The organism is Sphingobium sp. FW305-3-2-15-F-TSA7 (assembly GCF_058787155.1).
The window spans coordinates 45,616-70,409 of record NZ_JBYSZM010000018.1 but is presented as its reverse complement, the minus strand read 5'-3'; the positions used below and the strand labels follow the sequence as shown (position 1 = coordinate 70,409).

18 protein-coding genes are annotated in these 24,794 nt (G+C 65.2%); 12 read left to right on the top strand and 6 right to left on the bottom strand.

Translation table 11 applies throughout. The annotated features are described in order from the left end of the window. The first annotated feature begins 1 nt into the window (after position 1). Genes AC3WN8_RS15535 through AC3WN8_RS15525 form a run of 3 tightly spaced genes read left to right on the top strand, consistent with a single transcriptional unit; the run spans position 2 to position 3,230 of the window. Positions 2-1,384 (top strand): ethanolamine ammonia-lyase subunit EutB, encoded by a 1,383-nt coding sequence (locus AC3WN8_RS15535; protein ID WP_492670357.1) that lies wholly within the window; start codon positions 2-4, stop codon positions 1,382-1,384. After that, the gene (gene eutC / locus AC3WN8_RS15530; protein ID WP_492670356.1) at positions 1,381-2,139 is read left to right on the top strand and encodes an ethanolamine ammonia-lyase subunit EutC; all 759 of its coding nucleotides are present in this window, start codon (positions 1,381-1,383) and stop codon (positions 2,137-2,139) included. Before AC3WN8_RS15535 ends, eutC begins: the two co-directional genes overlap by 4 nt. Further along, positions 2,139-3,230 carry a PepSY-associated TM helix domain-containing protein gene (locus AC3WN8_RS15525; protein ID WP_492670407.1) on the top strand — a complete coding sequence of 364 codons (1,092 nt, stop codon included), beginning with the start codon at positions 2,139-2,141 and terminating at the stop codon, positions 3,228-3,230. The genes eutC and AC3WN8_RS15525 overlap by 1 nt, the downstream gene beginning before the upstream one ends. A gap of 108 nt (positions 3,231-3,338) precedes the next feature. Here the strand turns inward: AC3WN8_RS15525 and AC3WN8_RS15520 are convergent, their stop codons facing one another. Next, the gene (locus AC3WN8_RS15520) at positions 3,339-3,926 is read right to left on the bottom strand and encodes a VOC family protein (RefSeq protein ID WP_492670355.1); all 588 of its coding nucleotides are present in this window, start codon (positions 3,924-3,926) and stop codon (positions 3,339-3,341) included. A gap of 17 nt (positions 3,927-3,943) precedes the next feature. Continuing rightward, positions 3,944-6,160, bottom strand: coding sequence for a TonB-dependent receptor (locus tag AC3WN8_RS15515; RefSeq protein ID WP_492670354.1), 2,217 nt, complete (start codon positions 6,158-6,160; stop codon positions 3,944-3,946). A gap of 387 nt (positions 6,161-6,547) precedes the next feature. Between AC3WN8_RS15515 and AC3WN8_RS15510 the strand changes: the two genes are divergently transcribed. Then, positions 6,548-7,825: a DUF3422 domain-containing protein gene (locus AC3WN8_RS15510; RefSeq protein ID WP_492670353.1), complete on the top strand. Its 1,278-nt coding sequence runs from the start codon at positions 6,548-6,550 to the stop codon at positions 7,823-7,825. 89 nt (positions 7,826-7,914) lie between these two features. Here the strand turns inward: AC3WN8_RS15510 and AC3WN8_RS15505 are convergent, their stop codons facing one another. Next, positions 7,915-8,604, bottom strand: a complete 690-nt coding sequence (locus AC3WN8_RS15505) for a TetR/AcrR family transcriptional regulator (RefSeq protein WP_492670352.1) — start codon at positions 8,602-8,604, stop codon at positions 7,915-7,917. Between the two features lie 20 nt (positions 8,605-8,624). Next, positions 8,625-9,830 carry an FAD-dependent monooxygenase gene (locus AC3WN8_RS15500; protein WP_492670351.1) on the bottom strand — a complete coding sequence of 402 codons (1,206 nt, stop codon included), beginning with the start codon at positions 9,828-9,830 and terminating at the stop codon, positions 8,625-8,627. Between the two features lie 158 nt (positions 9,831-9,988). On the opposite strand from AC3WN8_RS15500, the gene AC3WN8_RS15495 reads away from it, so the two are divergent. Continuing rightward, positions 9,989-12,088, top strand: coding sequence for an FG-GAP-like repeat-containing protein (locus tag AC3WN8_RS15495; protein ID WP_492670350.1), 2,100 nt, complete (start codon positions 9,989-9,991; stop codon positions 12,086-12,088). 15 nt (positions 12,089-12,103) lie between these two features. On the opposite strand, the gene AC3WN8_RS15490 is transcribed toward AC3WN8_RS15495, so the two are convergent. Both AC3WN8_RS15490 and AC3WN8_RS15485 read right to left on the bottom strand, forming a co-directional pair. Further along, positions 12,104-12,736 carry a helix-turn-helix domain-containing protein gene (locus AC3WN8_RS15490; protein WP_492670349.1) on the bottom strand — a complete coding sequence of 211 codons (633 nt, stop codon included), beginning with the start codon at positions 12,734-12,736 and terminating at the stop codon, positions 12,104-12,106. 105 nt (positions 12,737-12,841) lie between these two features. Beyond that, positions 12,842-14,119 carry a flavin-dependent oxidoreductase gene (locus tag AC3WN8_RS15485; RefSeq protein ID WP_492670348.1) on the bottom strand — a complete coding sequence of 426 codons (1,278 nt, stop codon included), beginning with the start codon at positions 14,117-14,119 and terminating at the stop codon, positions 12,842-12,844. Positions 14,120-14,277: 158 nt separating this feature from the next. On the opposite strand from AC3WN8_RS15485, the gene AC3WN8_RS15480 reads away from it, so the two are divergent. The 7 genes from AC3WN8_RS15480 (at position 14,278) to AC3WN8_RS15450 (ending at position 24,788) form a co-directional block, all read left to right on the top strand. Continuing rightward, a complete protein-coding gene (locus AC3WN8_RS15480) occupies positions 14,278-15,291 on the top strand; it encodes an alpha/beta fold hydrolase (RefSeq protein ID WP_492670347.1) in 1,014 nt (337 codons plus the stop codon). Between the two features lie 27 nt (positions 15,292-15,318). Further along, positions 15,319-16,377, top strand: a complete 1,059-nt coding sequence (locus AC3WN8_RS15475) for a 2,5-dihydroxypyridine 5,6-dioxygenase NicX family protein (RefSeq protein WP_492670346.1) — start codon at positions 15,319-15,321, stop codon at positions 16,375-16,377. 4 nt (positions 16,378-16,381) lie between these two features. Next, complete coding sequence (locus AC3WN8_RS15470) at positions 16,382-17,695, top strand: amidase (protein WP_492670345.1); 1,314 nt, start codon at positions 16,382-16,384, stop codon at positions 17,693-17,695. Next, a complete protein-coding gene (gene mhpT / locus AC3WN8_RS15465) occupies positions 17,682-18,926 on the top strand; it encodes a 3-(3-hydroxy-phenyl)propionate transporter MhpT (protein ID WP_492670344.1) in 1,245 nt (414 codons plus the stop codon). Before AC3WN8_RS15470 ends, mhpT begins: the two co-directional genes overlap by 14 nt. 155 nt (positions 18,927-19,081) lie before the next feature. After that, positions 19,082-20,035: a sugar phosphate isomerase/epimerase family protein gene (locus tag AC3WN8_RS15460; RefSeq protein WP_492670343.1), complete on the top strand. Its 954-nt coding sequence runs from the start codon at positions 19,082-19,084 to the stop codon at positions 20,033-20,035. A 70-nt stretch (positions 20,036-20,105) separates the two neighbouring features. Continuing rightward, entirely contained in the window at positions 20,106-22,490 is a 2,385-nt protein-coding gene (locus tag AC3WN8_RS15455; RefSeq protein ID WP_492670342.1) for a TonB-dependent receptor, read from the top strand. Between the two features lie 84 nt (positions 22,491-22,574). Continuing rightward, on the top strand, positions 22,575-24,788 hold the full coding sequence (locus AC3WN8_RS15450; protein WP_492670341.1) for an outer membrane protein assembly factor BamB family protein: 2,214 nt from the start codon (positions 22,575-22,577) through the stop codon (positions 24,786-24,788). Positions 24,789-24,794: the final 6 nt, after the last annotated feature.

The following is a 24,794-nucleotide window of genomic DNA, read 5'->3' as shown; positions in this document are numbered from 1 at the left end:
GATGAGCTTCGCGATCGATCTGGGCGGCACGCGCTATCGCTTTGCGGACCTGAAGGCGCTGCTGGCCGCGGCATCCCCGCATCGGTCGGGCGATGTGCTGGCGGGCCTAGCGGCGGCCGACATGCGCGAACGCGTCGCCGCGCGCCATCTGCTGGCGGACCTGCCCTTGCGCGCCTTTCTCGACGAAGCGCTGATCCCCTATGAAGCGGACGAGGTGACGCGGCTGATCGTCGACAGCCACGATGCCGCCGCCTTCGCGCCCGTCGCGCATCTGACGGTGGGCGGGCTGCGCGACCTGCTGCTCTCCGAAACGGTCGATGGCGCAATGCTCGCCGCGCTGGCGCCGGGGCTGACACCGGAGATGGTCGCCGCGCTGTCCAAGCTTTGCCGCAACCAGGATCTGATCGCGATCGCCGCCAAGACGCGGGTGGTCACGCGTTTCCGCAGCACGATCGGACTCGCCGGCACATTGGCGGTGCGGCTGCAGCCCAATCATCCCGTCGACGATCCGATGGGGATCGCGGCATCGACGCTCGACGGCCTGCTGCTCGGATCGGGCGATGCGGTGATCGGCATCAATCCGGCGAGCGACAGCGTGCAGCGCGCGGGCGAACTGCTGCGCCTGCTCGACGATCTGCGCCAGCGTTATGCGATCCCGACGCAGAGCTGCGTGCTGACGCATGTGACCAACAGCATCCTCGCGATCGAGCAGGGCGCGCCGGTCGACCTCGTCTTCCAGTCGATCGCCGGATCGGAAGCGGCCAATCAGGGTTTCGGCGTCACGCTGGCACTGCTGCGTGAGGCACATGATGCGGCGCTGTCGCTCGGCCGCGGCACGATCGGCGACAATGTCATGTATTTCGAGACCGGCCAGGGTGCGGCGCTGTCCGCCGACGCGCATCATGGCATCGACCAGCAGACCATGGAGGCGCGCGCCTATGCGGTCGCGCGCGCGTTCGATCCGCTGCTCGTCAACACCGTGGTCGGGTTCATCGGCCCCGAATATCTCTATGACGGCAAGGAGATCGTCCGCGCCGGCCTTGAGGATCATTTCTGCGGCAAGCTGCTCGGCCTGCCGATGGGCGTCGACGTCTGCTACACCAATCATTGCGAGGCGGATCAGGACGACATGGACACGCTCCTGACCCTGCTCGGCGTTGCCGGGGTGAATTTCGTGATCGGCGTGCCCGGCTCCGACGACATCATGCTCAACTATCAGTCGACCAGTTTTCACGACGCGCTGTATCTGCGGCGCACGCTGGGGCTGGCGCCCGCGCCCGAATTCGCGGCGTGGCAGCGCGAGATGGGATTGGTCGAGGCCGACGGATTGCCGCGCCGGCTTTCCCCCGACGAGGCGGCCCGGTTGCTGCCGCCGCCGCTATGACGCTGCCGGTCGACGACAGCCCGGCTGTGCGGCTGCGTGTGGCGACCCAGGCGCGGATCGCGTTGGGCCGCAGCGGTGCGGCGTTGCCGACCGCGCCGATGCTCGCTTTCCAGCTCGACCATGCCAGCGCACGTGACGCCGTGCACCTGGCAATGGATGGCGACACGCTGGCGCAGATGATCGGCGGCGAGACGCTGTCCGTTCAAAGCCGGGCGGGCACGCGCGAAACCTATCTGAAGCGCCCCGATCTCGGCCGCGCGCTCGATCCCGACTCCGCTTCCGCGCTCGGCGATGCAGTGGGGCAGGGCCATGATCTGGCACTGGTCGTCGGCGACGGCCTGTCCGCCCATGCCGTGCACGCACACGCCCCGGCGCTGGTCGCGGTGCTGCGCGATCGCCTGTCCGGCTGGCGGATCGCGCCGGTGGTACTGGCGCGCCAGGCGCGCGTGGCGCTCGGTGACGAGATCGGAGAGCGGCTGGGCGCCGCGATGGTGCTGATGCTCATCGGCGAGCGGCCCGGGCTGAGCTCGCCCGACAGTCTGGGGGCCTATCTCACCTGGGCGCCGCGCGTGGGACGGCGCGACAGCGAGCGCAACTGCGTCTCCAACATCCGCCCGCCGCACGGCCTGTCCTACGATCAGGCGGCGGACCGGATCGCCTGGCTGCTCAACGCGGCGCGTGCGCGCAGCGTCAGCGGCATCGCGCTCAAGGACGAGACCGACATGCCGGCGATCGAATATCGGAGCACGCCGTGATGCAGCTGATCGATTTTCTCCATCGCTGGATCGGCGGTACCATCGGGCTGCTGCTGGCGCTGCTCGGCCTTTCCGGCATCGCGCTGGTGCATCGCTACAGCTGGATCATGCTTCCCCATGCCGGCGAGACCGGCCCGCAATCGGCGGAGCGTGTCGCCGTGCTCGCCCAGGCGGTGATGACGCATGGCGCGTCGCGGCCGCGAAGCATCCTGTTCGCCGGCGAGGAATTCGGCCTGTCGCGCCTCACCTGGCCGGGCAGCGGCGGCGGCGCCTATGTCGACTGGGCGGGCAACGCCGTCGCGCGCTGGGACAGCGCCTGGGGCCGTCCGGAATTGTGGCTGTTCGAATTCCATCATTATCTGTTCGCGGGCGACACGGGCAAGACGGCGACCGGCATTGCCGGACTGGCCGGATTCGCGCTGGTGCTGATGGGCGTCATCCTGTGGTGGCGCACACGCAAGAGCTTCGAATTCCGTCTATGGCCGAAGCGGATGAGCCGGCCTGCGATCGTGCGCCAGCATCGCGATCTCGGCATCCTGCTCGCGCCGCTGCTGCTGCTCTCGCTGGTGACCGGGACGGTGCTGATCTTCCGGCCGATCACGAATATCCTGTTCGGACCGGGCGCCAATGCGGTGATCCAGGCGGCGCTGGACGACCCGGCCGCACCGCCGGGCGCGATCGGACCCGATCTGGACTGGCATGAAATGATCCTTGCCGCGCATGCGCGTTATCCCGATGCGGAGATCCGCGCGCTGATCCTGCCCGCAAAGCCGGGTGCACCGATCGCGATCCGGATGCGGCGTCCGTTCGAATGGCTGCCCAATGGCCGCACGATGATGTGGTTCGCGCCGGCCACGGGGCAGGTGATTGGTACACGCGATGCCGCCACACTGCCCTGGCAGGCAAAGGCGTTCAACCTCGTCTATCCGCTCCATTCCGCCTCGGGCACCGGGCTGATCCATCGGCTGCTGATGACGCTGTCGGGCCTCGGCCTCGCGCTGTTCGGATCGCTCGCGGTCTGGACCTTCTGGTTCAGGCGCCCGCGCGCGGCCGTCGGTCCGCGCCGTCCGAACACCATCGGTGCCCGATGATGCGTCATACGAAGGTGCAGGGATGCTGACGCATCCGCACCTTGAAACGCTCAAGCGCCGCGCGGGCTTTGCCAAGGTTCGATGAGTCATACTCATCGAACCTTGGTATCAGACATCCTGCACGATGATCACGATCGTGCCTTCGGGATCGTAGATCACTGCCTCGTAAACGGCATAGACTTCGCCCTTCTGGCTGACGGCGGTCATCTTCATCGGCGCGCGATTGAACTCGATGTCGAAGGGCTTCATCTTTGCCAGCGCGGCATCGAGATCCGGCACATGGATCACGAAATAATGATCCCCGGCAAAGGGCGCGGCGCTGCGGACACGCGGTAGCGGCTTGAGCGTCTGGCCGGTGACATAGGTCACCTGCAATTCCATGTCGCCGCGCGGCGCGCGCATCAGCATGCCGTTCAGCCGTGCGCCCTTGTCGAGCTTCCATGCCTTGGCGATCATCTCGGCATTCTCGCCTTCGCCGATCACGCCCTGCCACAGCGGCTGGAAACCGAACACCTCGGTGTAGAAGCGGCGCAGCCGGTCGGGATCGGCCGAAAGCATGCTGACCCGCGCGACCGTCTTGCGCGCGGGCGCGGCATCGGTCTGCTGCGCGGGCGCCTGGGCCGGCAGCGCGGACAATGGCAGCGTCAGCAGCGAAGCGGCCATCAGGCCGTGCAGCAGCGAATTCCGGATCGACATCATGCTTCTCCCTTGGGTCAGTAGCGGAATGAGATTTCGCCGCCGACATATCGCGGCTGCGCGAAATAGGCGCCGCGCGTGGCGCCGCCGAGCAGGTTCTGGAGGTTCGAGACATAGCGCTCGTTGGTCGCGTTGCGGACGACCGCTGCCACTTCCCAGCGGCCGTCGGCGGGGCCGATGCCGGCACGCAGATCGACGTTGATCACGGAAGGGCGCAGATAGGCCATGCGCGCCGGCTGGATCAGCGCCTCGAGATAATATTTGTCCTCCATGCTCACCGACGCGCGCAGATTGGCCTCGAGCCCGCTCGACACCGCGAAGCGATAATCGGCGGCGACCGACGCCTTCCATTCGGGTGCGCGCGTCAGCGGCTGGCCGCCGATATTGGTGCCCGCCGGATTGCGATCGTCGAGTATGAAATCGTCGTAGCGCGCGTCGATATAGGCGAGCGAGGCGTTGATCGACATGCCCGGAGTCGGGATCGCGACCGCCTCGATCTCGATGCCCTTGATCGTCGAGCTTGCCGCATTCTGGATCAGCGCCAGGCCGTTGCCGGTGTTCTTCGACACCTGGATATTGCTGTAATCCATATAGAAGGCGGCGATGTTCAATCGCAGCGACCGTCCGATCAGGTCGGACTTCAGGCCGATCTCGTAATTCCAGACATTCTCGGGCGCGAAGGGCGCGACGGGCGAGATGTTGAAGCCGCCGCTCTTGAAGCCCTTGGATGCGGTCGCATAGGTCATCACCGCGTCCGACCAGCGATAGTCGACACCGACCAGCGGGGTGAAGGACGACCAGCTTTCGTCCGCCTTGGCGACGGTGCGTGTCGATCCGGTGGCGGTGAACAGGTCGAAATCGATATCGACCGCTTTCTTCTCCCGGCTGTAGCGGCCGCCGGCGCGCAGCGTCAGCTTCGGGCTGGGCGACCAGGCAACATGCGCGAAGGCGGCATAGGCGTCGCTCGTCGAATCCTGCAGCCGGAAATAGGTGCCGCCATTGCGCACGCGGGGCGGACCGGTGACCGCGAACAGTCGCACGTCATTGTCATATTCGTGCGGATTTTCGTGGATGTAATAGACGCCGACATCCCATTGGAATGGCGATGTGCCGGTGGAGGACAGGCGCCATTCGGTGGAGAAAGCCGAATATTCGACATGACGCTGCTCATTCTCCGACCGCACCACCGTCGAGCCATCCGAATCCCCGCGCGAATGCTGCTTGAAACCCTGATAGCCGGTCAGAGTGACCAGCTCGACACCGCCGAAATCATATCTGGCTTCCAGCGAGGCGCTATAGCCGTCGCGGTCGGTGAAGCCCTGATAATCATTGCCCAGATGATAGGGGCGATAGGCCGGGTCGTGGAAGATCGCGCGATAGGTGTCGGTGCCGAAGGCGACGATGTTCTTGATGCCGAAGCTGTTCCAGTTGTTCGAGACATTGCCGCGCAGGATCACTTCCAGATCGGGTGTCGGGGTCAGTCGGATCGTGCCGCGCACGCCCCAGCTCTTCTCTCCGAACAGCCTGTCGCCCGTCACGTCATTGGTCACATAGCCGCCCGAATGGGCATAGAAGCCGGCGAGGCCGACCTGGAGCAGATCCTCGACGATCGGCCCGCGCACCGAGAATTGCCCCTGATAGGTGTCGAACGATCCGCCTTCGATCCGCCCCATCACCGACCAGTCATTGTCGGGCAGCCGGTGGATGAGCTGGATCGCGCCCGCCGTGGCGTTGCGGCCGAACAGTACGCCCTGCGGACCGCGCAGCACTTCGATCCGCTCCATGTCGAACAGATGGTCGCGAATGCTGTAGGGGCGATCGGTGAACAGCCCGTCGATATAGAAGGCGACGGGATAGCTGACCGCGGTGATCCCGCTGTAGAAGCTGATCCCCCGGATCGCGACCGCCGGATTGTTGTTCAGGCTGGCGCCCGGCATCGTCAGGCTGGGCACGGCCTTGGCCACGTCCTCGATGCGATTGGCGCCGGTGCGCTCGAGGAAATCGGCGCTCAGCGCGGTGATCGCGGCGGGTGTGTCCTGCAGCTTGGTTTCGCGGCGCTGCGCGGTGACGACGATGTCCTCGACGGTATCGCCCGTCGGTATCGCAGCCTGCGGCGTATCGGCGGACATGTCCTGCGCGAATGCTGGGCCGGCTGCCGCCAGGGTGGCGAGTGCCACGCCGCCGAGCATTGCGCCGCGACGGTCGCGCACCGCCCCCATGCTGAATCCTGTCATATCCATCCCCTCTCCCGGCGGTGACGGTCGGTTTTCGTCGCCGGTGCCCATCGTCGCCTACGCGGACCGATCCCGGCGACGCGCCTTGCTTTCCCGCCGGCTCGAACTTTCGCGCCCGCGCCGGCCAAACGTCAATACAAAATCATTTTACGGGATAATATTCCCATTTTATGGGATTTAAGATCGTGCTTCCCGCACTCGGCGTCGAGCACGGCCCATTGCCGCCGCATCCGGTGCGGATCCGGTATAAGGCGATCGGCAGCTTGCTTCATTTTCCCAAACAGAACTGTATTGTTTTTGTCGTTGGAATCGGATGATATGATTGCAGAAGGCCGGGCGTCCTTCGGTTGACGAGCGAGACCGGCGCCAGCCATGAGGGAGCACCCATTGAGTCAGGATCATCCTCTCCGCCAGCAACTCACCCAGGAAATGCATGCCCGGCGGCTGGGCCATATCGAGGCCCCAAGCCACATGACGCAGCTGCTCGCGGTGTTCGCGGAAGGGGAGCAGGAGGCCGTCCGTCAGCATGCCCTGAAGATCGCCGGTGCGATGCCCGATGCGTGCCCCGCCAATCCTAACCATCTCAGCGCATCGCTTGCGGACGTCGACTTCACATGGGAATGCCATACCGAATTCTCGACATATAGCTTCATCCGGCGCGGCGGCGCGGATGATGACGCCGAAGGCTGGATCTCGGCCATCCCGCGTGGGTGGATGGCGGACCTGCCGGCCAGTATCCTGCGCGGAACACAGATCAGGCTCCTATCCGCGACCGACCCCGAGCCCGTGAAGCTGCTGGAGGCGTTCGATCAGGGCGATCTTGTCAGCTGCGACGTTTTTGATGGCGGCGCCCGCATATGGGCCGATTTCAGGCTGCACGCTGATGGGTTCGGCAGGATTGTCGTCAAGGATCGAGGGCTGATCGGAGGCGAGGCGACGCGGCTGATCCAATGGCTGCAGGAACTTGGCAATTATCGCAAGATGGCGTTGCTGGGCCTGCCGCTCGCACGCGAGCTCGGGACCCGTCTGAAGCAAATCGAGCTCGATTTCGCGGATCTCGTCGACCGCATCGCATTGCCTCAAAGCCAGACCGACGCGGCGCTGTTTCAGCGGCTTTCCCGGCTGAGCGCGGAACTGAACATGCTCGAAACCGAAGCCAGCTTTCGAATGAGTGCGACGCGCGCCTATGCCCAGCTCGTCTTCGATCGGCTGGATTCGCTGCGGGAACGCAGGATTCCGGGCCATCCCACCCTGTCCGAATTCACCGAACGCAGATTCATGCCGGCGATTCGAACCTGTGAATCCTTCATGGATCGAACCCAGCAGGTTTCGCGGCGGGCCGATTCCGCCAATGCGCTGATGCGCACGCGGATCGAGGTGGATCTGCGGAGCCAGACCCGCGACCTGCTGGCATCGATGGACCATCGCGCGACGCTGCAGCTCAGACTTCAGCAGGCGGTCGAGGGGCTGTCGGTCGCGGCGATCACCTATTATCTTGTGGGGCTGCTCAATTATGAGCTGAAAGCGGCGCATCCGTTGCTGCCCAGGCTCGATCCCGCGATCGCCCTGGCGATTGCCATACCCCTGATCTTCGCAGTCATCTGGCGCGTGATTCATTCCAGGGGGCATGGTTTGCAACGGGTTCCCGATCCCCGAAATGGCTGAGCAACGCGTGCATCGGTCCTCGTATCGGGCAGGCGCTTTCAAGCGCGCTCAGTCGAGGTTTTCGCCTTTCCGTGCAATTGGGTCGGATATCAGATCTCGGGTGCGGTGAAGCCGCCGGCGACGAAGGCGACGAGCTGGTGAAGTGTCTCGGTGTCGTCGCGGATCTGCACCGCGCCGGCGGTCAGTTCCTGGATCCGATGCGCGTCGGAGATGAGGTAGAGATAGGCGCCGATGGTCTGTACCAGCCGCCAATAGATCGTCCGCTCGGACAGATGCGGCAGATGCTCGCCCAGCAGCGTGGCATAGGCGCGCGTCGATTCGTCATAGGTCTGCCGGCGAATGTCATAGGCATAGACCATCGGTTCGGTATGAAGTCGGGCCTGGAGCCGCAGGAAGGCGCGGCCGCCGGACGAGCGGCGCAGCTCGAATCCCGGCGAGAGATAGCAATGGAGGATATCGGCCACGCCGAAGCGATCCGTCCGTTCGCGCAACGCCGCCAGATTTTCCATGCGGCGATCGGCGACCACGCGGCCCCGGCGCAGATAGACCTCCACGAACAGGCTGTGTTTCGAGCCGAAATAATAATTCACCAGCGCCTGCGTCACGCCCGCCTGTTCGCCGATGTCGCGCAGCGAGGTGCCGGCAAAGCCATATTCGGCGAACTTCTCCTCCGCGGCGTCCAGGATCTCCGCGCGGACATTGCTCGGGCCCTCCGGCCGGCCCGGGCTGGCTCTCTTCTTGCGGGCCTCTCCGGGCGGTTTGTTCGGCCTGGTCGCCATCGGTTCTCGCTCCTCCCGCCTCACGCGCCGGCAGGTTGCGTGCCGAGCGGGACTGTGGTGGCGTCGTAGGCGTAGATCCAATCGGCCTGCAAGCCCGACGCGTGCGGATCGCGCAACGCGCGCAGCCGGTGCATCACGTCGCGGAGCTTGCGACCCAGCCAGGACGATCGGTGATAGCTGTGACCGCGCGCACGCGCGCCGAGCTGCACCCGGGCGGTGCGAGGCCGGCGATCCGCCTCATAGGCGGCGAGCCTGACGGCGAGATCGCCCCGCACTTCGTCGAGCGCGCGTGCGAGGACATAGCCGTCCTCGATCGCCATGGCCGCGCCCTGTGACAGGAAGGGGAGCATGGGGTGCGCGGCATCGCCGAGCAGGGTCACGCGCCCCACCGTCCACCGCTCCATCGGATCGCGGTCGAACAGGCCCCATTTGAACACACTGTCGGTACGCGACAGCAGTTCGAGGACGCGCGGGTGCCAATGCGCATAGGCCGCGCCCAGTTCGGCGGGAGAACTCGGCGTGGTCCAGCTTTCCTCTTCCCAGGCGTCGGTCTCGTGAATGGCGACGATGTTCACCGCCTTTCCGCCACGCACATAATAGGTGACGACATGGCCGCGCGGGCCGAACCACATGGTGGATCCGGGCAGGACCAGATCGAAATCGGGCGGGTCGAGCGGCACCACGGCGCGCCAGCACATATTGCCGGTATAGCTGGGTTCGGCGCCCGCGAAGAACTGGGAACGGACCGCGGAGCGGATGCCGTCGGCGCCGACCACCAGGTCCGCGGTCGCGCTGGCGCCGTTCTCGAAATAGATGGTCGCGCCATCCGCATCCTGTTCGATCCGGGCGCAGCGATGGGCGAGACGGATGCGCTCGGGCGGCACCAGATCGCGCAGCAGATCGTGCAAATCGGCGCGGTGGACATGATAATAGTCTGCGCCATAGACCCGGTCGCAATAGCCGGCGAGCGGGGTGCGGAATGCCTCTCGCCCGGTCTTCCAGTCGAGCCCGAAAATCGCCTCCGGCTTGAAGCCGAGTCGCGCCAGCCCGTCCTCCACGCCGAGCGCGCGCAATATCTTGGTCGCGTTGGGCGTCATCTGGATTCCGGCGCCGACCTCGCCCAGCCTGTCCGCCTGCTCGTAGACGGAAACCTCGAAGCCCCGCTGAAGCAGTGCGGCCGCGGTCGCCAGGCCGCCGATTCCCGCGCCGACGATTGCTACATGCACCTGAAAATCCCTTGCTGCCGATGAAGTCGCGACCGCCGGGTCGGCAGGCCACAATAATTAATTATATGATCATATAATTATAGTCAATGCCGCCCCCGCGTGATATTTGCGAAGCGATGACATCACGGCTGGGGCCGTTCTTCATCGGGGAGTGGACCATGATGGCGTGCAGGGAATCGATGCTGGCGCGGTTGCGGCAATCATGGCTGGCGGTGGCGTTCGTCCTGCTCGTCCTCGCCGGCGCGACACGTCCGGCCCGTGCCGAGATGCGCTGGGTCCGCCCGGCAGCCGAGGGCATCGCGGGATGGCAGAAGATCGGTGCGGACGGTTGGCGCGCGGAGGCCGGTATGCTCGAGGGCCGCGTGCGTCGCGGCGGCGAGAGCATCGTGATGCACGATCGCGGTTATCAGGATTTCATGATCCGCGCGGCGTTTCGCTGCACCGACTGCAAAGCAGGTATCGTCGTCCGCGCGACGCCGACAGCCGCCGGGTTGAGCGCGATCTACATTCCAGTGTCGGGGCCGGATCTCGGCAAGCTGTATCGGGTCACGATCGATCCGCGCACCGGCGCGCTATCCGGCGCGACGGTCATGCCTGCGCCGCCGCCATCGCCGCCGCCCGGCAAGATCGATGCCGGCCCGTGCCGGCCGCTCGCCTGTGCGGGGATCAGGGACGGACATGGCGGTGCACCGTTGGCGCGTCCGGCCGGTCCGGTGACGATCGCGCTCGATCGTACCGGTTGGAACCAGATCGAGATCGTCATGCGCGGCGATGCGATCACGGCGTCGATCAATGGCCGCAGGCTTGCCGCGGCGCGGATGGATCGCGCGCCGCTATTCGGCCGGATCGGGTTGCGTATCGCCGGTGCACAGCCGATCCAGCTTCGCGATCTGCGCATGCTCGACCTGATGGAGCGTCCGTCCGGCTTCGCTGCGGCCCATAGCGACCCCGGATTCGCGCGGCGCCAGTTGAGCGATGCCTATTATTCGGAAGGGGCGTCGATCGGGGATATCAACCGCGACGGCCATGTCGATCTGGTCGCCGGACCCTTTTATTATCCGGGGCCCGATTTCGCTGTCGCGCGCGAGATCTATCCGCCCGAAACCGCCAATATCGCGGGGCCGCAAGGCGGCCAGTTCGACGGGCCGTCGATTCCCGGCATCGGCATGTCGTCCGCGGCCGCCTCCGAACCGGGGGGGCGGGTGCCGGCGATTTCGCACGGCAGCTACAGCAACGCCTTCCAGTCCTGGGTCCATGATTTCGATGGCGATGGCTGGCCCGATATCCTCGCGATCCTGGGGCTGGGCGGCAAACCGACCTTTTCAGCGCATCTCTTCATCAATCCCGGCGCGGAAAGCCGGAGCTGGGACAATTACGAAATCGCCTCGATCGTCGCGGACGAGCAGGAGGATCTGGTCGATATCGATGGCGACGGCCGGCTCGAACTCGTGATGCGCCGCGCGGGCCTTGCGAGCTGGGACGATGCCGAAGTGGGTATCCTACGCCCCGATCCCGCCGACGTCACAAAGCCGTGGATCTTCACGCCGGTTTCCGAAAAGGGCACCTGGCGCGGCCATGGCGCCGGAGTGGGCGATATCGACGGCGACGGCCGGCTGGACATCGTCAATGGCGAGGGTTGGTGGCAGCAGCCCGAGCCCGGCCACACCGGGCTATGGACCTATCACAAGCAACTTTTCCGCACCGACGATCCGGTCTGCGGCTTCATCTGCGGCGGCGCGCAGATGTCGGTCTATGACGCCGATGGAGACGGGCTAGCGGACGTCGTCACCAGCCTCGTCGCCCATGGCGTCGGCCTAGCCTGGTACCGGCAGCAACGCGACACGACCGGCAGGATCACTTGGGAGAAGCATCTGATCATGGGCAGCCCGGAAAGCGATCCGGCGTCGCGCGGCGGCTGGGCCGAAACCGACGCGTCAGTTGCCTTCACCGAACTGCACGCATTGGGGTTCGCGGACATGAATGGCGACGGGCTGCAGGATATCGTCACCGGCAAACGCTGGTGGTCGCACGGCCCCCAGCCGCAGGAGAGCGAAGTCGACGATCCGCCGGTGCTTTACTGGTTCGAGCTCAGCCGCGCCGGCGGGATCGTGCGCTGGATTCCCCATCTGATCGACAATCGCTCGGGCGTGGGCACGCAGATCGCGGTGGCGGATGTCGATGGCGACGGGCGCCCCGATATACTGACATCGGCCCGCAAGGGGACGTTCCTGTTCACCAACCGGCTTGGGAAGCGGTGACCCTGCGCGGCTTGATCAGCCGACCTGCACTTCGTTGAGATTGGTGCCCACCCAGAGGACGAGCGCATCCTCCTTGCTCACCGAAATGCAGAGATGGCCCATGCGCGCGTCGAAATAGGCGCTGTCGCCGGCCTGCATGCGCTGTGGCTGGTAGAATTCGGTGTGCAACTCGATCTCGCCCTCGATCACCAGCAGGAAATCGTCGCCTTCATGGCGCACCCAATCCTTGAACTCGGTCAGCGAGCGGGCATGCACCCGTGCCTTTGACGGCAGCACGCTCTTTTGCGTCAGGCCGGCACAGAGGAATTCGCTGGTATAGGGGCCGGTGTCGCGAATCTGGCCCTCACCGTTGCGCGTCATGCTCCAGCGGCCGATCGGCGCCAGTGCCGCGGGGGAGGAGAGCAGCTCGTCCATCGCCACGCCCAGCCCGAAGGCGAGCTTCTGGAGGACTTCGAAAGTGGGGGATGTGTGGTCGTTCTCGATCTTCGACAGCGTCGATCGCGCCAGTCCGGCCCGCTCGGCGACTTCGTTCAAGGTAAAACTCTTCGCCGCACGAAGTGCGCGCACCCGTTCGCCAAGTTTGAACTCGGTGGGTGATGCGGGCCTCGGAATATGGGGGCCGCCTGGTTCATCGCTATTCTGGCCCATCTCCTCCGATGGGAACTTGCCCTGTTTTACCAAAATCGTTCTCGCCTTGCGCTTTGCACAGCTGCGGGGCCGAAGCCCGATATGCGCTGCCTAGCATCTCCATCGCTATACTGGTAGCCGGGTTGTTCCGCCCTTGCCGGCGATCTCGGACTGTTTGGCCTGCAGGCTTTCCGGATCGAATCCGGCCACTTTCTGATAGCCGCGCGTGATGGCGTCGATCTCTTCCTGTGAGATCAGCGCACTGATGTCGTCGTCCGGCCCCGTGACGCGTTCGCGTGCGAGCTGGAGCACGGCTTCGGGGCCCTTGGCGCGGTTCGCGGCGACCACGGCGGCGGCGGCGGGCAAGCGGCGCTGTTCATAGGCCTTCAGCGCTTCCACCGGATCGGCATGGTCGCGCAGCGCCTTGTCGAGTGCATCGGCGTCGAGAAACGCCTGCGAGGCACCGTTCGCGCCGATCGGATACATGGGATGGGCGCTGTCGCCCATCAGCGTCACGCGCCCCTGGCTCCAGAAAGGCAAAGGATCGCGATCGACCATCGGATAGACGAATACGTCGTCGATCTCGCGCAGCGCGGCGGGGATGTCGAGGAAATCGAACTTCATATGTTCGAAGGCATGGATGAACTCGCCAATGTCCGCCGGCCGGTTCCAGTCCTCTTTCGGATAGCTGGCGCTGGTGCCGATATGGATCTCGGCAGTGAGGTTGATCAGCGAGCGGCCGCGAAGCCGCGCCTCTTCCGAGATCGGATAGATCACCATCTTGGCATCGTGATGGCCGGCGATCACCATGGTGCGCCCGTCCATATAGGGTTCGCGTTCCACCGCCCCGCGCCACATCATCGTGCCGGAAAAGGTCAGCGCGGCATCGGGGTGCATCTGCCTGCAAAGCGCGGAATGGACGCCGTCGGCGCCGATCAGCAGGTCCGCCTCCAGCGTCACCGCGCTGCCGTCCGCCCGCCGGAGCCGGGCGGAGACGCGATCGGCGGTCTGGGTGAAACCCTCGATCCGGTGCCCGGTCATGATCCGCCCCTCGGGCAGCGCTGCGGTCGCCGCGTCGAGCAGCACCTTGTGCAGATGGCCGCGATGGATCGAATATTGCGGAAAGGGATCGCCGGCGTTGCGCCCGCGCGGGTCGCGCAGAATCACCTGGCCGAATTCGGTGCGATACTCGACGGCGCTGGTCTGGATGCCCGTCTGGTTGAGCGCATCCTCCAGCCCCAGTTCGTAGAGAATGCCCGCCCCGTGCGGCAGCATGTTGATGCCGACGCCCAGCGGAAGCAGCACCGGCGCGGCATCGATGACCGTCACGTCGTGGCCCAGGCGGTGCAGCTTGTTCGCCGCCACCAAGCCGCCCAAGCCCGCGCCCGCAACGATCACTTCCATTCGCATTCTCCGTCTTTCGCGCGGCCAGACAGGGCCGCTCGACCTTCGATACCTATTCTCTTATCCGCTATAAATGTTTCCAACAAGCTACATTAGTAGTTGACCTAGATCATGTGTGTCACATAAAACGCTGATCGTTAGTGGAGGTTGGTGCGCGCATGAGTTGGGAAACGCAGCAAGGCAGCTATGAGTTGGGCGATCTGCCGCTGCAGAAAGGCGACGTGCTCCAGGCCGCGCAATTGAGCTGGAAGACCCACGGCACGCTTTCGCCCGAACGCGACAATGTGATTCTCTATCCCACCAGCTTCGGCGTGCATCACGGTGACGTGGAGTGGCTGATCGGTCCGGACGGCGTGCTCGATCCCGCCCGCTGGTTCATCGTGATGGTGGACATGTTCGGCAACGGCCTGTCATCGAGCCCGTCGAACAACGCATCCTATCCGATGCTGCTTTCGATGGCGGACAATGTCCGCGCGCAGCAGCGCCTGTTGGCCGACCTGTTCGGCGTCTCGCGTCTCGCCTGCGTCTATGGCTGGTCGATGGGCGCGCAGCAGGCCTATCACTGGGCCGCGCTCTATCCCGACATGGTCGACCGGATCGTCGTCAATTGCGGCAGCGCGCGCACCGCGCCGCATAATCAGGTGTTCCTTGCCGGGCTGATGGCGCTGCTCCAGGCCACGCCGCAATATAAGGGCGAGGGGCGTTTCCATTCGAAGCCGAATGAGGCGCTGCGCGCCTTTGGCCGGGTCTATGCGGGCTGGGCGATGAGCCAGTCATTCTACCGCGAGGGGCTGTATCGCGATGCCTTCCAAGTCGACGCGCTGGAGGATTATCTGGCGCAGAACTGGGACGGACGCTTCGCCGCCCGGCACGGTTCCGATCTCCATGCCCATCTGATGACCTGGTATCACGCCGATATCAGCGACAACGATCTCTATCGCGGCGATCTTGCCGCCGCGCTGGGCGCCATCAAGGCGCGCGTCCTGCTGATGCCGGGGCAGACCGACCTCTATTTCCGCGTTGCCGACAATGCGCTGGAACTGCCGCATCTCGGACAGGCGACGCTGGCACCGATTCCCAGCAAATGGGGGCATGTCGCCGGCAATCCCCAACGCAATCCGGCCGACGCGGCGTTCCTGCGGGAACAGGTACGCGCGCTGCTGGCCGCGTGAAGCATATGACGATCGAAGGAGTCACCAATGAGCGCGCTTGACCTGCTGGATTTGTTTCAACGCGAGCTCGAGCTCTGCAAGGTCGGCCCCGGCGAGGTGATGGCGGTGCTCAGCGGCCCCGGCACGCGGCCTTTCTATGCCGAGGCGTTCGTGGCGGCGGGCCAGCGGCTCGGCGCGGAAGTGTTCCATCTGCATCTGCCGCAGCCGATGAAAAGCGCGGGCGCAACGCCGACCACGGCGCAGGGCGCGCTGTGGGGGATCACACCGCTCACCGGCCACAAATCGGGCGTCGAGATACTGAAGGGCACCGATATATTGATCGACCTGGTCGGCCTGCTCCATTCGCCCGAACAGATCGAGATCCAGAAGGCCGGCACGCGGGTGCTGATGGTCGTCGAGCCTGCCGATATCCTGGCGCGGATGATCGCGCGTCCCGATGCGCGCCCGCGCGTCGAGGCCGCCGGCAGCAAGATCGCGGCGGCAAAGACGCTTCGGATCACGAGCCCGGCAGGCACCGACCTGACCTATCAGCTCGGCCAATATTCACACACGCCGATCCTGCAATATGGCTATACCGACATACCCGGCCGCTGGGATCATTTCCCCGGCGCTTTCGCCTATACCTGGCCCAATGAGGGTCAGAGCGAAGGCAAGATCGTGCTGCGCGAGGGGGACATCATCTATCCCTTCAAGGAATTCGTGCGTGGCGAAATCCACATCACCGTGGAGAAGGGTTTCATCACCGATATTTCCGGTGGATTCGACGCCGAGCATCTCAGTCATTTCCTGGCGGCGTGGAACGATCCCGACGCTTATGCCATGGCGCATATCGGCTGGGGTCTGGACGAGATGGCTCTGTGGAACAATATCAGCCTGATCAATCGCGAATCCGCCATCGGGCAGGACGGCCGCGCCTTTTACGGCAATGTGCTGTGGTCGACCGGCCCCAACACCGATGTCGGCGGCAGCCGCAACACGCCGGCGCACCTCGATATCGTCATGAAGGGGGCGAGCCTCTATCTCGACGGCGAACCGATGGTCGAGAATGGCGACGTCATTCCCGCAGACCAGAAACTGATCCGCTAGCGTCATGCTCCACACGCTGACCCTGACGGAGATCGCCAGCCGCATCCGCGGCGGCGATCTCTCGTCGGAAGCATTGGTCGGCGCGTGCCTCGAACGGATCGGCGAGCGCGAGGCGCGGGTCGGCGCGTGGCAATGGCTCGATGCCGAGGCTGCTCTCGCCGCCGCGCGCGCGGCCGATCGCGCGCCGGCGAAGGGGGGGCTCCACGGCGTGCCGATCGGCGTGAAGGACATCATCGACACCCACGACATGCCCACCGGCCTCGGCTTCGGTCCGTATCGCGATCGCCGTCCGGCCTGGGATGCGGGCTGCGTCGCTTTGTGTCGCCGCGCCGGCGCGATCGTGATGGGCAAGACGGTGACGACCGAATTCGCCTATTTCGCGGCGGGCAAGACCCGCAATCCGCACGATCCGGATCGCACACCGGGCGGATCGTCGAGCGGATCGGCGGCCGCGGTCGCGGACGCCATGGTGCCCGCCGCCTTCGGATCGCAGACCGCGGCATCACTGACGCGGCCGGCCGCCTTTTGCGGCGTGGTCGGCTATAAGGGCAGTCACGGCGAATTCAGCCTTTCGGGTATCCGACCGCTCGCCGAATCCTTCGACAGCCTTGGCGTGCTCACCCGTTCGGTCGAGGATGTGGCGACGCTGCGCGACGTGCTGCTCGGCCGTGCCGTCACTGCGGGACCGGTCGTGGAGCGACCGCGCATCGGCTTTGTCCGTGGCTTTCATTGGGCGCAGATGGAAGCGGAGGCGAATGCGCTGACCGAAGCGGCAGTCGCGATGCTCGCCGATGCGGGTGCGGTGGTGGAGGAGATCGCCCTGCCGGAGCGTTTCGCGCCGCTGACCGAGCTTCACAAGACGATCATGGCTTTCGAGGTGGCGCGCAATTATGCCTTCGAGCAGCATAGGCACGCCGCGACGCTGAGCCCGGCCTTCACCCAGCTTTGCGCGGCCGGAGACGCCGTTTCGAAGCTGGACTACGACGCGGCGCAGGCCGAATGCGTCTGGGCGCGCGCCGAGTTTGCCCGCCTCTTCGCGGGCTATGATGCATGGATCGCTCCATCCGCGCTGGGTGAGGCGCCCCGCGCCGCCGATGGAACCGGCGATCCGGTGATGAGCCGGTTGTGGACATTGCTGCGCGGGCCGAGCGTCAGCTTGCCGATCGGGCTTGGTGCGCAGGGGCTCCCGATCGGGATGCAGCTTGTCGGCCCGGCCGGCAGCGACGATCGCCTGATTGGCGTCGCGGCCTGGGCGGAGCATCGTCTGGCCTGGCACGGCCAGTCGGGTGAGAGGAGCAGGCGCCATGCGCGAGGGTGAGATGACGGCATCCGCCGCCGGCAGGGCCGCTCCGTCGGGCATTCCGGTACGCGCGATGATGGCGCTGTGCTTCCTGGTCGCGATCATCGAAGGTTTCGACATCCAGGCCGCCGGTGTCGTCGCGCCGCGCCTCGCCCCCGCGCTTGGCCTCGGGCCCGCGGAAATGGGCCTCTTCTTCAGCGCCGCCACGCTCGGCCTCATCGCCGGCGCAGTGATTGGCGGCCGCCTGGCGGACCGGTTCGGGCGCAAGGCGACGCTGATCCCGGCATTGCTGCTGTTCGGCCTGTTCTCGCTCGGCACTGCTTTCGCCAATGATTTCACCGGCCTGTTCGTCATGCGCTTCATGACCGGCCTCGGCATTGGCGGGGCGTTTCCCAGCCTGATCGCTATCGTCGCCGAAAATGCCAGGCCCGGCAGGATCGCCGCGGCGGTCGCGGCGCTCTATGCGGGCCTGCCCGCGGGCGGCGCGGTGGCGTCGCTTATCTCCGCGCTTGGTGCGCATGGCAGCTGGCAGACGATCTTCATCATCGGCGGTGTCGCGCCTTTGTTCGTCGCACCATTGCTTTACTGGGTGCTGCCGCATGACAAGCCGGCACTGCGCACGACCGAAATCCGCGCCGCGCCGCTCGCTGCGCTGTTCGGGCCGGGCAATCTCAACACCACGCTATTGCTGTGGCTTGGTTTCTTCTGCGCGCTGGGCGTGCACGGCCTGTTGCTGAATTGGCTGCCCACGCTGCTCGTCACGCGCGGCATCGACAAGGCGGGTGCCGGCATCGTCCAGATCCTCTTCAATATCGCCGGCGCCACGGGCAGCGTGCTTGCCGGTCGCGCAATGGTGGCCTTCAATCCGCGGCTCGTGATCGTCGCGGCTTTTGCGGGGCTCGCGTTCGCGCTCGCGATCATCGCGGATGCCCCCGCGCAGCTTGGCTTCATGCTGGCGGCCGGGGTGCTCGTCGGCTTGGGCAGCATGGGCGTGCAGGGGATCATCTACGGTCTCGCGCCGCGGCTTTATCCGGCCGAGGCGCGTGGCACCGGCGTTGGTGCCGCGATGGCGATCGGCCGCTTCGGCTCGGTCGTCGGCCCGATGTTCGCGGGTTTCCTGATGGCGGCCGGCGGTGGCGGCACAGGCGTGCTGCTCGGGGTTCTGCCGGTCGTGCTTGTCGGCGGCATCGCCACCTTCGCCATCATCCACAGGAAGGACCCGGCACAGGTCGCCGGAAACGCAGTTTGAATCGTGATCAGCAGTCGAAGTCGAGTTGAGTAACGGGTCGGTCCGAACATGACGAAAAGTCTTCGGCCGACACCCTGAGTTTGAACAGATCCGAAGAATGGCGGCGGACGCGATTCCGCCGATGGGATCGCTTGTGCCTTGAACGGGAGCATCTGATGCAGCGCCGAGACTTTGTTCGAACCATGGCTGGAGGTGCGATCGTCGCGACCTGTGCCGGCGGTATGGGCAGCCTGCCCGCAGTTGCGGCCAGCGGGGCGGCGCTCGAGCCCTGGCAGCTTCGGCGCATCGGCATGACCACGGTCTGCCTGCGCGACCGCATTCCGACCAATCCCAACCAGCCGATGCCGCTGGTCTCGCCCCCGCTGCCGATGCTGGAGGCGCCGGCCTTCATCCGCGACACCTTCGGGCTCACCAATATCGAGGTGTGGAACTTCCAGTTCGCCGACGACAGCCCCGCTTATTGCCGCAGCCTGCGCGCCGCGGCGGAGCGGGCGGGGTGCCGCATCTTCAATCTCCAGCTCGACGGCGATTACGACCTGTCGAGCAAGGATGATGCGGTGCGCGAACGGTCGATCACCTTCGTGAAGGACTGGATGCTGCGCACCTCGCTGCTCGGCGCGGCGATGATGCGGGCGAATATCGATTCCGGCAATCCGACCGATCCGTTCGATCCGGTCGCGCTTGCGCCCACCATTCGGCTGCTCGGCGACTATGGCCGCACGATCGGCGTGAAGCTGCTCGTCGAGAACCATCTCGGCCATTCCAAGCACATCGCCAATGTCGCGAAACTGCTGTCGCTGGTGAAGCACGAGAATGTCGGCGGGCTGCTCGACTGGGGCAATTCGGAGGCGCCGGACCCACGCCGCCGCATCGCGGATTTGAGCCGGATGTTCCCCTATCTGTCGCTCGTATCGGCCAAGGGGCTGCATTTCGACGCGGCGGGCCGGCATGTCGAATATCCGATCCGCCCGATCGTGCTCGCCACGGAACGCTCGGGATATGGCGGTATCTATTCGGTCGAACTCTACACCGAGACCGATCTTCCGGACCCGCTGGTCGCGGTCAAATCGCTGATCGCGAGCATCGCCGCCGCACTGGCCCGGCCCTAGCCGGCGCTTCGGACCGCAGGAATCACCGCATCAAGGACGCAACGACAGAACGATCAAGAGGGAGATTTCCATGAACTATCGCCATCGCCTCGGCCTGATCGGGGTTTCGATCGCAGCACTTGCCGCCACCGGCGCGCAGGCACAGACCAATGACGCGCAGGGAGAGAACGCCACCGGCGAGGGTGAGATCGTCATCACCGCGAACAAGCGCAGCGAGAATGTCCAGGATGTTCCGAAATCGGTTCAGGTCGTCACCAACGATGCACTCGTGCAGCAGAATATCACCAATATCGCCGATCTGTCGAAGATCGTGCCGACCGTGTCGGGCGTCGGCCAGACGCTGACGATGCGCGGTGTCGGCACCGGCGCCCCCACCATCGGCGCGCAGAGCAAGGTCGGCATCGTGGTGGACGACGTGCCGCAGCCGTCGCGCGCCAATATCGCCAATAATCTTCAGGACATCGCACAGGTGGAAGTGCTGCCCGGGCCGCAGGGCACGCTGGCGGGGCGCAACGCCACCGGCGGCCTGATCAATATCGTGACCTCCGCGCCGACCAGCGACTGGACGGGTTTCGTCAATGTGCTCGGCACGACCGACAATCAGTTCCAGGCGTCGGGCTTCGTCTCCGGGCCGATCAGCGACAAGATCAGCATCAGCATCTCGCAATATTATGACGGCTTCCGGGGCCTCTACAAGAACATCACCCTCGACAAATGGGCCAATTCCTACGTCTACGGCACCCGCAACAAGATCCAGTTCCGGCCCACCGAGGATCTGACGATCACGGGCACCTTCTTCTACCAATATGCGCATCGCAATGGCGTCGGCGCCGCGCCGACCGGTGTGTCCGCGACACCGGGCAACGCGTCGCTCGGCGGCAACGAATATATCCACGCCTATGCCAACCCGACGATATTCTTCGCGGCCGACATCAATCGCCGCAGCCTTGCCCAGCTCCAGCCCGGCGTGCCGATCGGCCCGGACAATAAATATTACGCGTCGCCGAACAACGGCACCGCGCACAGCCAGACCTGGGGCGGCGTGTTGCGCGGCGAATGGGAGAGTTCGGGCGGGGTGACGCTGACCTCGATCACGTCCTATCTCAAGGAAAACAGCCCGATCCGCGGCGATTTTCTCGGCTTCACCCTGCCGCTCGCCGATTTCAACGCCCGGCCGGAATGGCAGGGGTACAACAACCTGCTCAACGCGACCGATTATCTGACGCAGGAGTTCCGCGTTTCCTCGCCGTCGAGCGGGCCATTCCATTATGTCGCCGGCGTCTTCTACAGCGACCTCAAGCAGCGCTTCAATTATCAGCGCTACTGGCTGCCGGTCGACTGGTATCGCACCTTCTGGACCGAAACCATCGCGGCATACGCCCATGCCGATTATGCGGTGACCGACCAGCTCACCATCCAGGGCGGCATCCGCTTCGAGCATGACAAGGTGAAATATAGCTGGCTGTTCAACGGCATGCCGGCGGCGCAGAAGGCTCTGTCGAACGGCACTGTTGCCAATTTCCCCGCGATCGCCACGGTGCTGAGCCAGGGCAAGGACGATGCGAGCTTCGTCAATTTCGACTTCGGCGCGCAATATCACGTCACGCCCGACGTGATGGTCTACGCCACCTATGCCCAAGCGAAACAGGGGCCGGTCTATGATGCCGAGGACAATACCACCGCGATCGTGACGTCGCTCCAGACGCTGCCGCAGGAAACGGTGAAGAACATCGAATTCGGCCTGAAATCGCAGTTCCTCGATCGCCGCGTGACGCTGAACATCGCCGCGTTCCAGGGGCGCTACGCCAATTACCAGGCCTATACCAACGTGCCCAATGCCACGCCGAACCTGCCGCCCGTGGTCAAGACCCAGCCGGTCGGGCGCGTGCGGACGCGCGGCGTCGAACTCAGCCTCGACACGCACCTCATCGAGGAACTGCGAACCACGCTGAACCTTGCCTATACCGACGCCAAGATCCTCGATTTCCCCAATGCGCCTTGTTACACCGGCGCGGTGGCGACGGCGGCGCCGGTCGGCACGGTCGCCTGCGCGATCACGCCCACGGGCAACACCCAGGGCGACATGTCGGGCGAGACGCTGAACAATGCACCGAAGCTGCGCTTCACTGCCGGGCTCGATTATGCGGTGCCGGTCGGCGACGGGGGTCTGAAGCTGTTCGTCGCGCCCTTGCTCAAATATGCCAGCAAACAGCGCTTCGACCTGCTGCGCCTGCCGACTTCCTACATCAAGGCCAAGGCGTTCGTGGATCTGAACGTCGGGCTGCGGTCGGAAAATTATACGCTGGAGGTGTTCGCCTCGAACCTCTTCAAGACCAGGGCGCAGACCTACACCATCTCGGCGCTGGGCTACACGCCGGCGACCGGCTTCCTCAATCGCGTGATGGACCGCACCAACACGCGTTATTTCGGTCTGCGGGGTCGCGCCAGCTTCTGACCCCGCAACCGGGCACCGGGCCGATCCCCTTCGGTCCGGTGCCCATTTTTCCTGTCCCTGCCCGTGTTCATGCCGGAGTTGTCCATGGCCCGCCGTCCCCTCGCGTTCCTCGGTCTCGCGACCATATTGGCCGGTTGCCAGACGGCATCGACATCGTCGGTCCGGTCGACGCCGGTGGGGCTGGAAACCGCCGAATGGGCGCATTTCGGCGGCAATCTCGGATCGAACCAATATTCGCCGCTGATCCAGATCGACAAGAGCAATGTCGGCCAGCTCGGCATCGTCTGGGAATATGACGTAGGCGATCCCACCACGGTCGCGGCGCCGCTCATCGCCGACGGGATCATGTATATCGTCCGCAACGCCGACACGCTGGTCGCGCTCGATCCGGAGACCGGCAGGGAAATCTGGGTGGCGGAGGGCGCGATCGACCGCACGCGCGGGCTTTCCTACTGGCGCAGCGCCGACGGCAAGGAAAGCCGGCTGCTATTCTGCAAGAACCAGGCTCTGCGCGCGGTCGACGCCAGGACGGGGCGGCCGATCACCGATTTCGGCGTGGACGGCGCGGTCGACCTGCGCCTCGGGCTCGGTCGCAATCCCGCCAGGATCGGCAGCATCGCGCCGATTGCAGGCGGCAAGGTGGTGGGGGACATCATCATCATGGGATCGAACACCGGCGAGGGCTATGGATCGCCGCCCGGCGACATCCGCGCCTATAATGTCCGCACCGGCAAGCTCGTCTGGCAGTTCCACACCATCCCGCACCCCGGCGAGCCCGGCTATGACAGCTGGCCCAAGGATGCGTGGCAGACGATGGGCGGCGTCAACAACTGGGGCGGCATGGCCGTCGACGAGGCATTGGGCATCGCCTATCTCGGCCTCGGTTCCTCCACCTATGATTTCTGGGGCGGCGACCGCAAGGGCGACAATCTCTACGCCAATTCGCTGATCGCGCTGGATATCCGGACAGGCAAGCTCGTCTGGCATTATCAGCTCGTCCACCACGACCTGTGGGATTATGACGTCACCAGCAGCCCGGTGCTGATGCAGGTGCGCCGCGACGGCAAGATGATCGACGCGGTCGTGCAGGCGACCAAGCAAGGGATGGTGTTCGTCTTCGACCGCGCGACCGGAAAGCCGGTTTTCCCGATCGAGGAACGCCCGGTTCCCAAAAGCGAGATGGAGGACGATGTCGCCTCTCCCACCCAGCCCTTTTCCGCGCTGCCGCCGTTCGCCCGGCTGCGTTTCACCGAGGCGGACATCGATCCGAACCTGCCCGAAGAGGAGCGGCGCGCCTTCGCGTCGCAGGTGCGCGCCGCGCGCAACGAGGGGGTGTTCACGCCGCCGGGTCTCAAAGACACCGTGCAGATGCCGGGCAATCATGGCGGCGTGAACTGGGGCATGGTGGCGGGCGAACCCAGATCGGGCCGTTTCTATGTTTCGTCCTTCGACCTGCCGACGATGATGAAGCTGGAGAAGATGGATGGTCAGCCGGCGGGCGGCTATGCCACCCCCAAGGACCGCGGCCGCGCGGTCTACAAGAATAATTGCGCGATCTGCCATGGCGACAAGATGCAGGGCCAGCCCGCGATCCCCGCGCTCCAGGGCGTCGTCGCGCGGCTGGGCTCAGCCGAGGCGGCGAAGACGATCCTGGGCGGACGCAATACCATGCCCGCCTTTGCCGGCAGCCTCGAACAGGCCGATATCGACGCCGTCGTCGCCTTTCTCGACGATCCCTCCGAAACCCAGCAGCCGGTGATGCCGGCGGTGTCGCGCGGGTTGCCGGTCGATGCCCAGGCGCATGGCGCCTCGGGGCCGGATCTCAGCAATGCCGGCAAGGGCCGCTGGTATTCGAGCTATGGCTTCATGGTCTCGGCCAAGACCTTCCTGCCCGCGATCAAGCCGCCATGGACGACGATCACCGCCTATGACCTGAACGAGGGCAAGATCATCTGGCAGGTGCCGCTGGGCGGCGTGCCGGGCTATCCGGTCGCGCAGACCGGCGTGTCGCGTTCCAAGGGCGGGCTGATCGTCACCGAGGGCGGGCTGATCATCGCGACATCGTCCGACGATCGCAAGATCCACGCCTATGACCGGGACACCGGCAAGCTGCTCTGGGAGCACGAACTGCCCTCGATCCCGCAGGGCGTGCCCGCGATCTACGCGGTGCGGGGCCGGCAATATATCGCGGTGCCGGTCGCCTATTATTTTCCGAGCGGGATGAGCCCGATCGGTCCGTCGCGCGGGCCCAAGGGACGGAATTCCTATGTGGTCTTCGCGCTGCCGGCGAAACGATAGGGGACA

Excerpts from the sequence above, each read along its gene's own strand:
- AC3WN8_RS15470 (WP_492670345.1), top strand. The coding sequence starts at position 16,382 with ATGCTCCACACGCTGACCCTGACGGAGATCGCCAGCCGCATCCGCGGC.
- eutC (WP_492670356.1), top strand. The coding sequence starts at position 1,381 with ATGACGCTGCCGGTCGACGACAGCCCGGCTGTGCGGCTGCGTGTGGCG.
- AC3WN8_RS15535 (WP_492670357.1), top strand. The coding sequence starts at position 2 with ATGAGCTTCGCGATCGATCTGGGCGGCACGCGCTATCGCTTTGCGGAC.
- AC3WN8_RS15505 (WP_492670352.1), bottom strand. The coding sequence starts at position 8,604 with ATGGCGACCAGGCCGAACAAACCGCCCGGAGAGGCCCGCAAGAAGAGA.
- AC3WN8_RS15450 (WP_492670341.1), top strand. The coding sequence starts at position 22,575 with ATGGCCCGCCGTCCCCTCGCGTTCCTCGGTCTCGCGACCATATTGGCC.
- AC3WN8_RS15490 (WP_492670349.1), bottom strand. The coding sequence starts at position 12,736 with ATGGGCCAGAATAGCGATGAACCAGGCGGCCCCCATATTCCGAGGCCC.
- AC3WN8_RS15485 (WP_492670348.1), bottom strand. The coding sequence starts at position 14,119 with ATGGAAGTGATCGTTGCGGGCGCGGGCTTGGGCGGCTTGGTGGCGGCG.
- AC3WN8_RS15455 (WP_492670342.1), top strand. The coding sequence starts at position 20,106 with ATGAACTATCGCCATCGCCTCGGCCTGATCGGGGTTTCGATCGCAGCA.
- AC3WN8_RS15495 (WP_492670350.1), top strand. The coding sequence starts at position 9,989 with ATGATGGCGTGCAGGGAATCGATGCTGGCGCGGTTGCGGCAATCATGG.
- AC3WN8_RS15515 (WP_492670354.1), bottom strand. The coding sequence starts at position 6,160 with ATGACAGGATTCAGCATGGGGGCGGTGCGCGACCGTCGCGGCGCAATG.
- AC3WN8_RS15480 (WP_492670347.1), top strand. The coding sequence starts at position 14,278 with ATGAGTTGGGAAACGCAGCAAGGCAGCTATGAGTTGGGCGATCTGCCG.
- AC3WN8_RS15520 (WP_492670355.1), bottom strand. The coding sequence starts at position 3,926 with ATGTCGATCCGGAATTCGCTGCTGCACGGCCTGATGGCCGCTTCGCTG.
- AC3WN8_RS15475 (WP_492670346.1), top strand. The coding sequence starts at position 15,319 with ATGAGCGCGCTTGACCTGCTGGATTTGTTTCAACGCGAGCTCGAGCTC.
- mhpT (WP_492670344.1), top strand. The coding sequence starts at position 17,682 with ATGCGCGAGGGTGAGATGACGGCATCCGCCGCCGGCAGGGCCGCTCCG.
- AC3WN8_RS15460 (WP_492670343.1), top strand. The coding sequence starts at position 19,082 with ATGCAGCGCCGAGACTTTGTTCGAACCATGGCTGGAGGTGCGATCGTC.
- AC3WN8_RS15525 (WP_492670407.1), top strand. The coding sequence starts at position 2,139 with ATGCAGCTGATCGATTTTCTCCATCGCTGGATCGGCGGTACCATCGGG.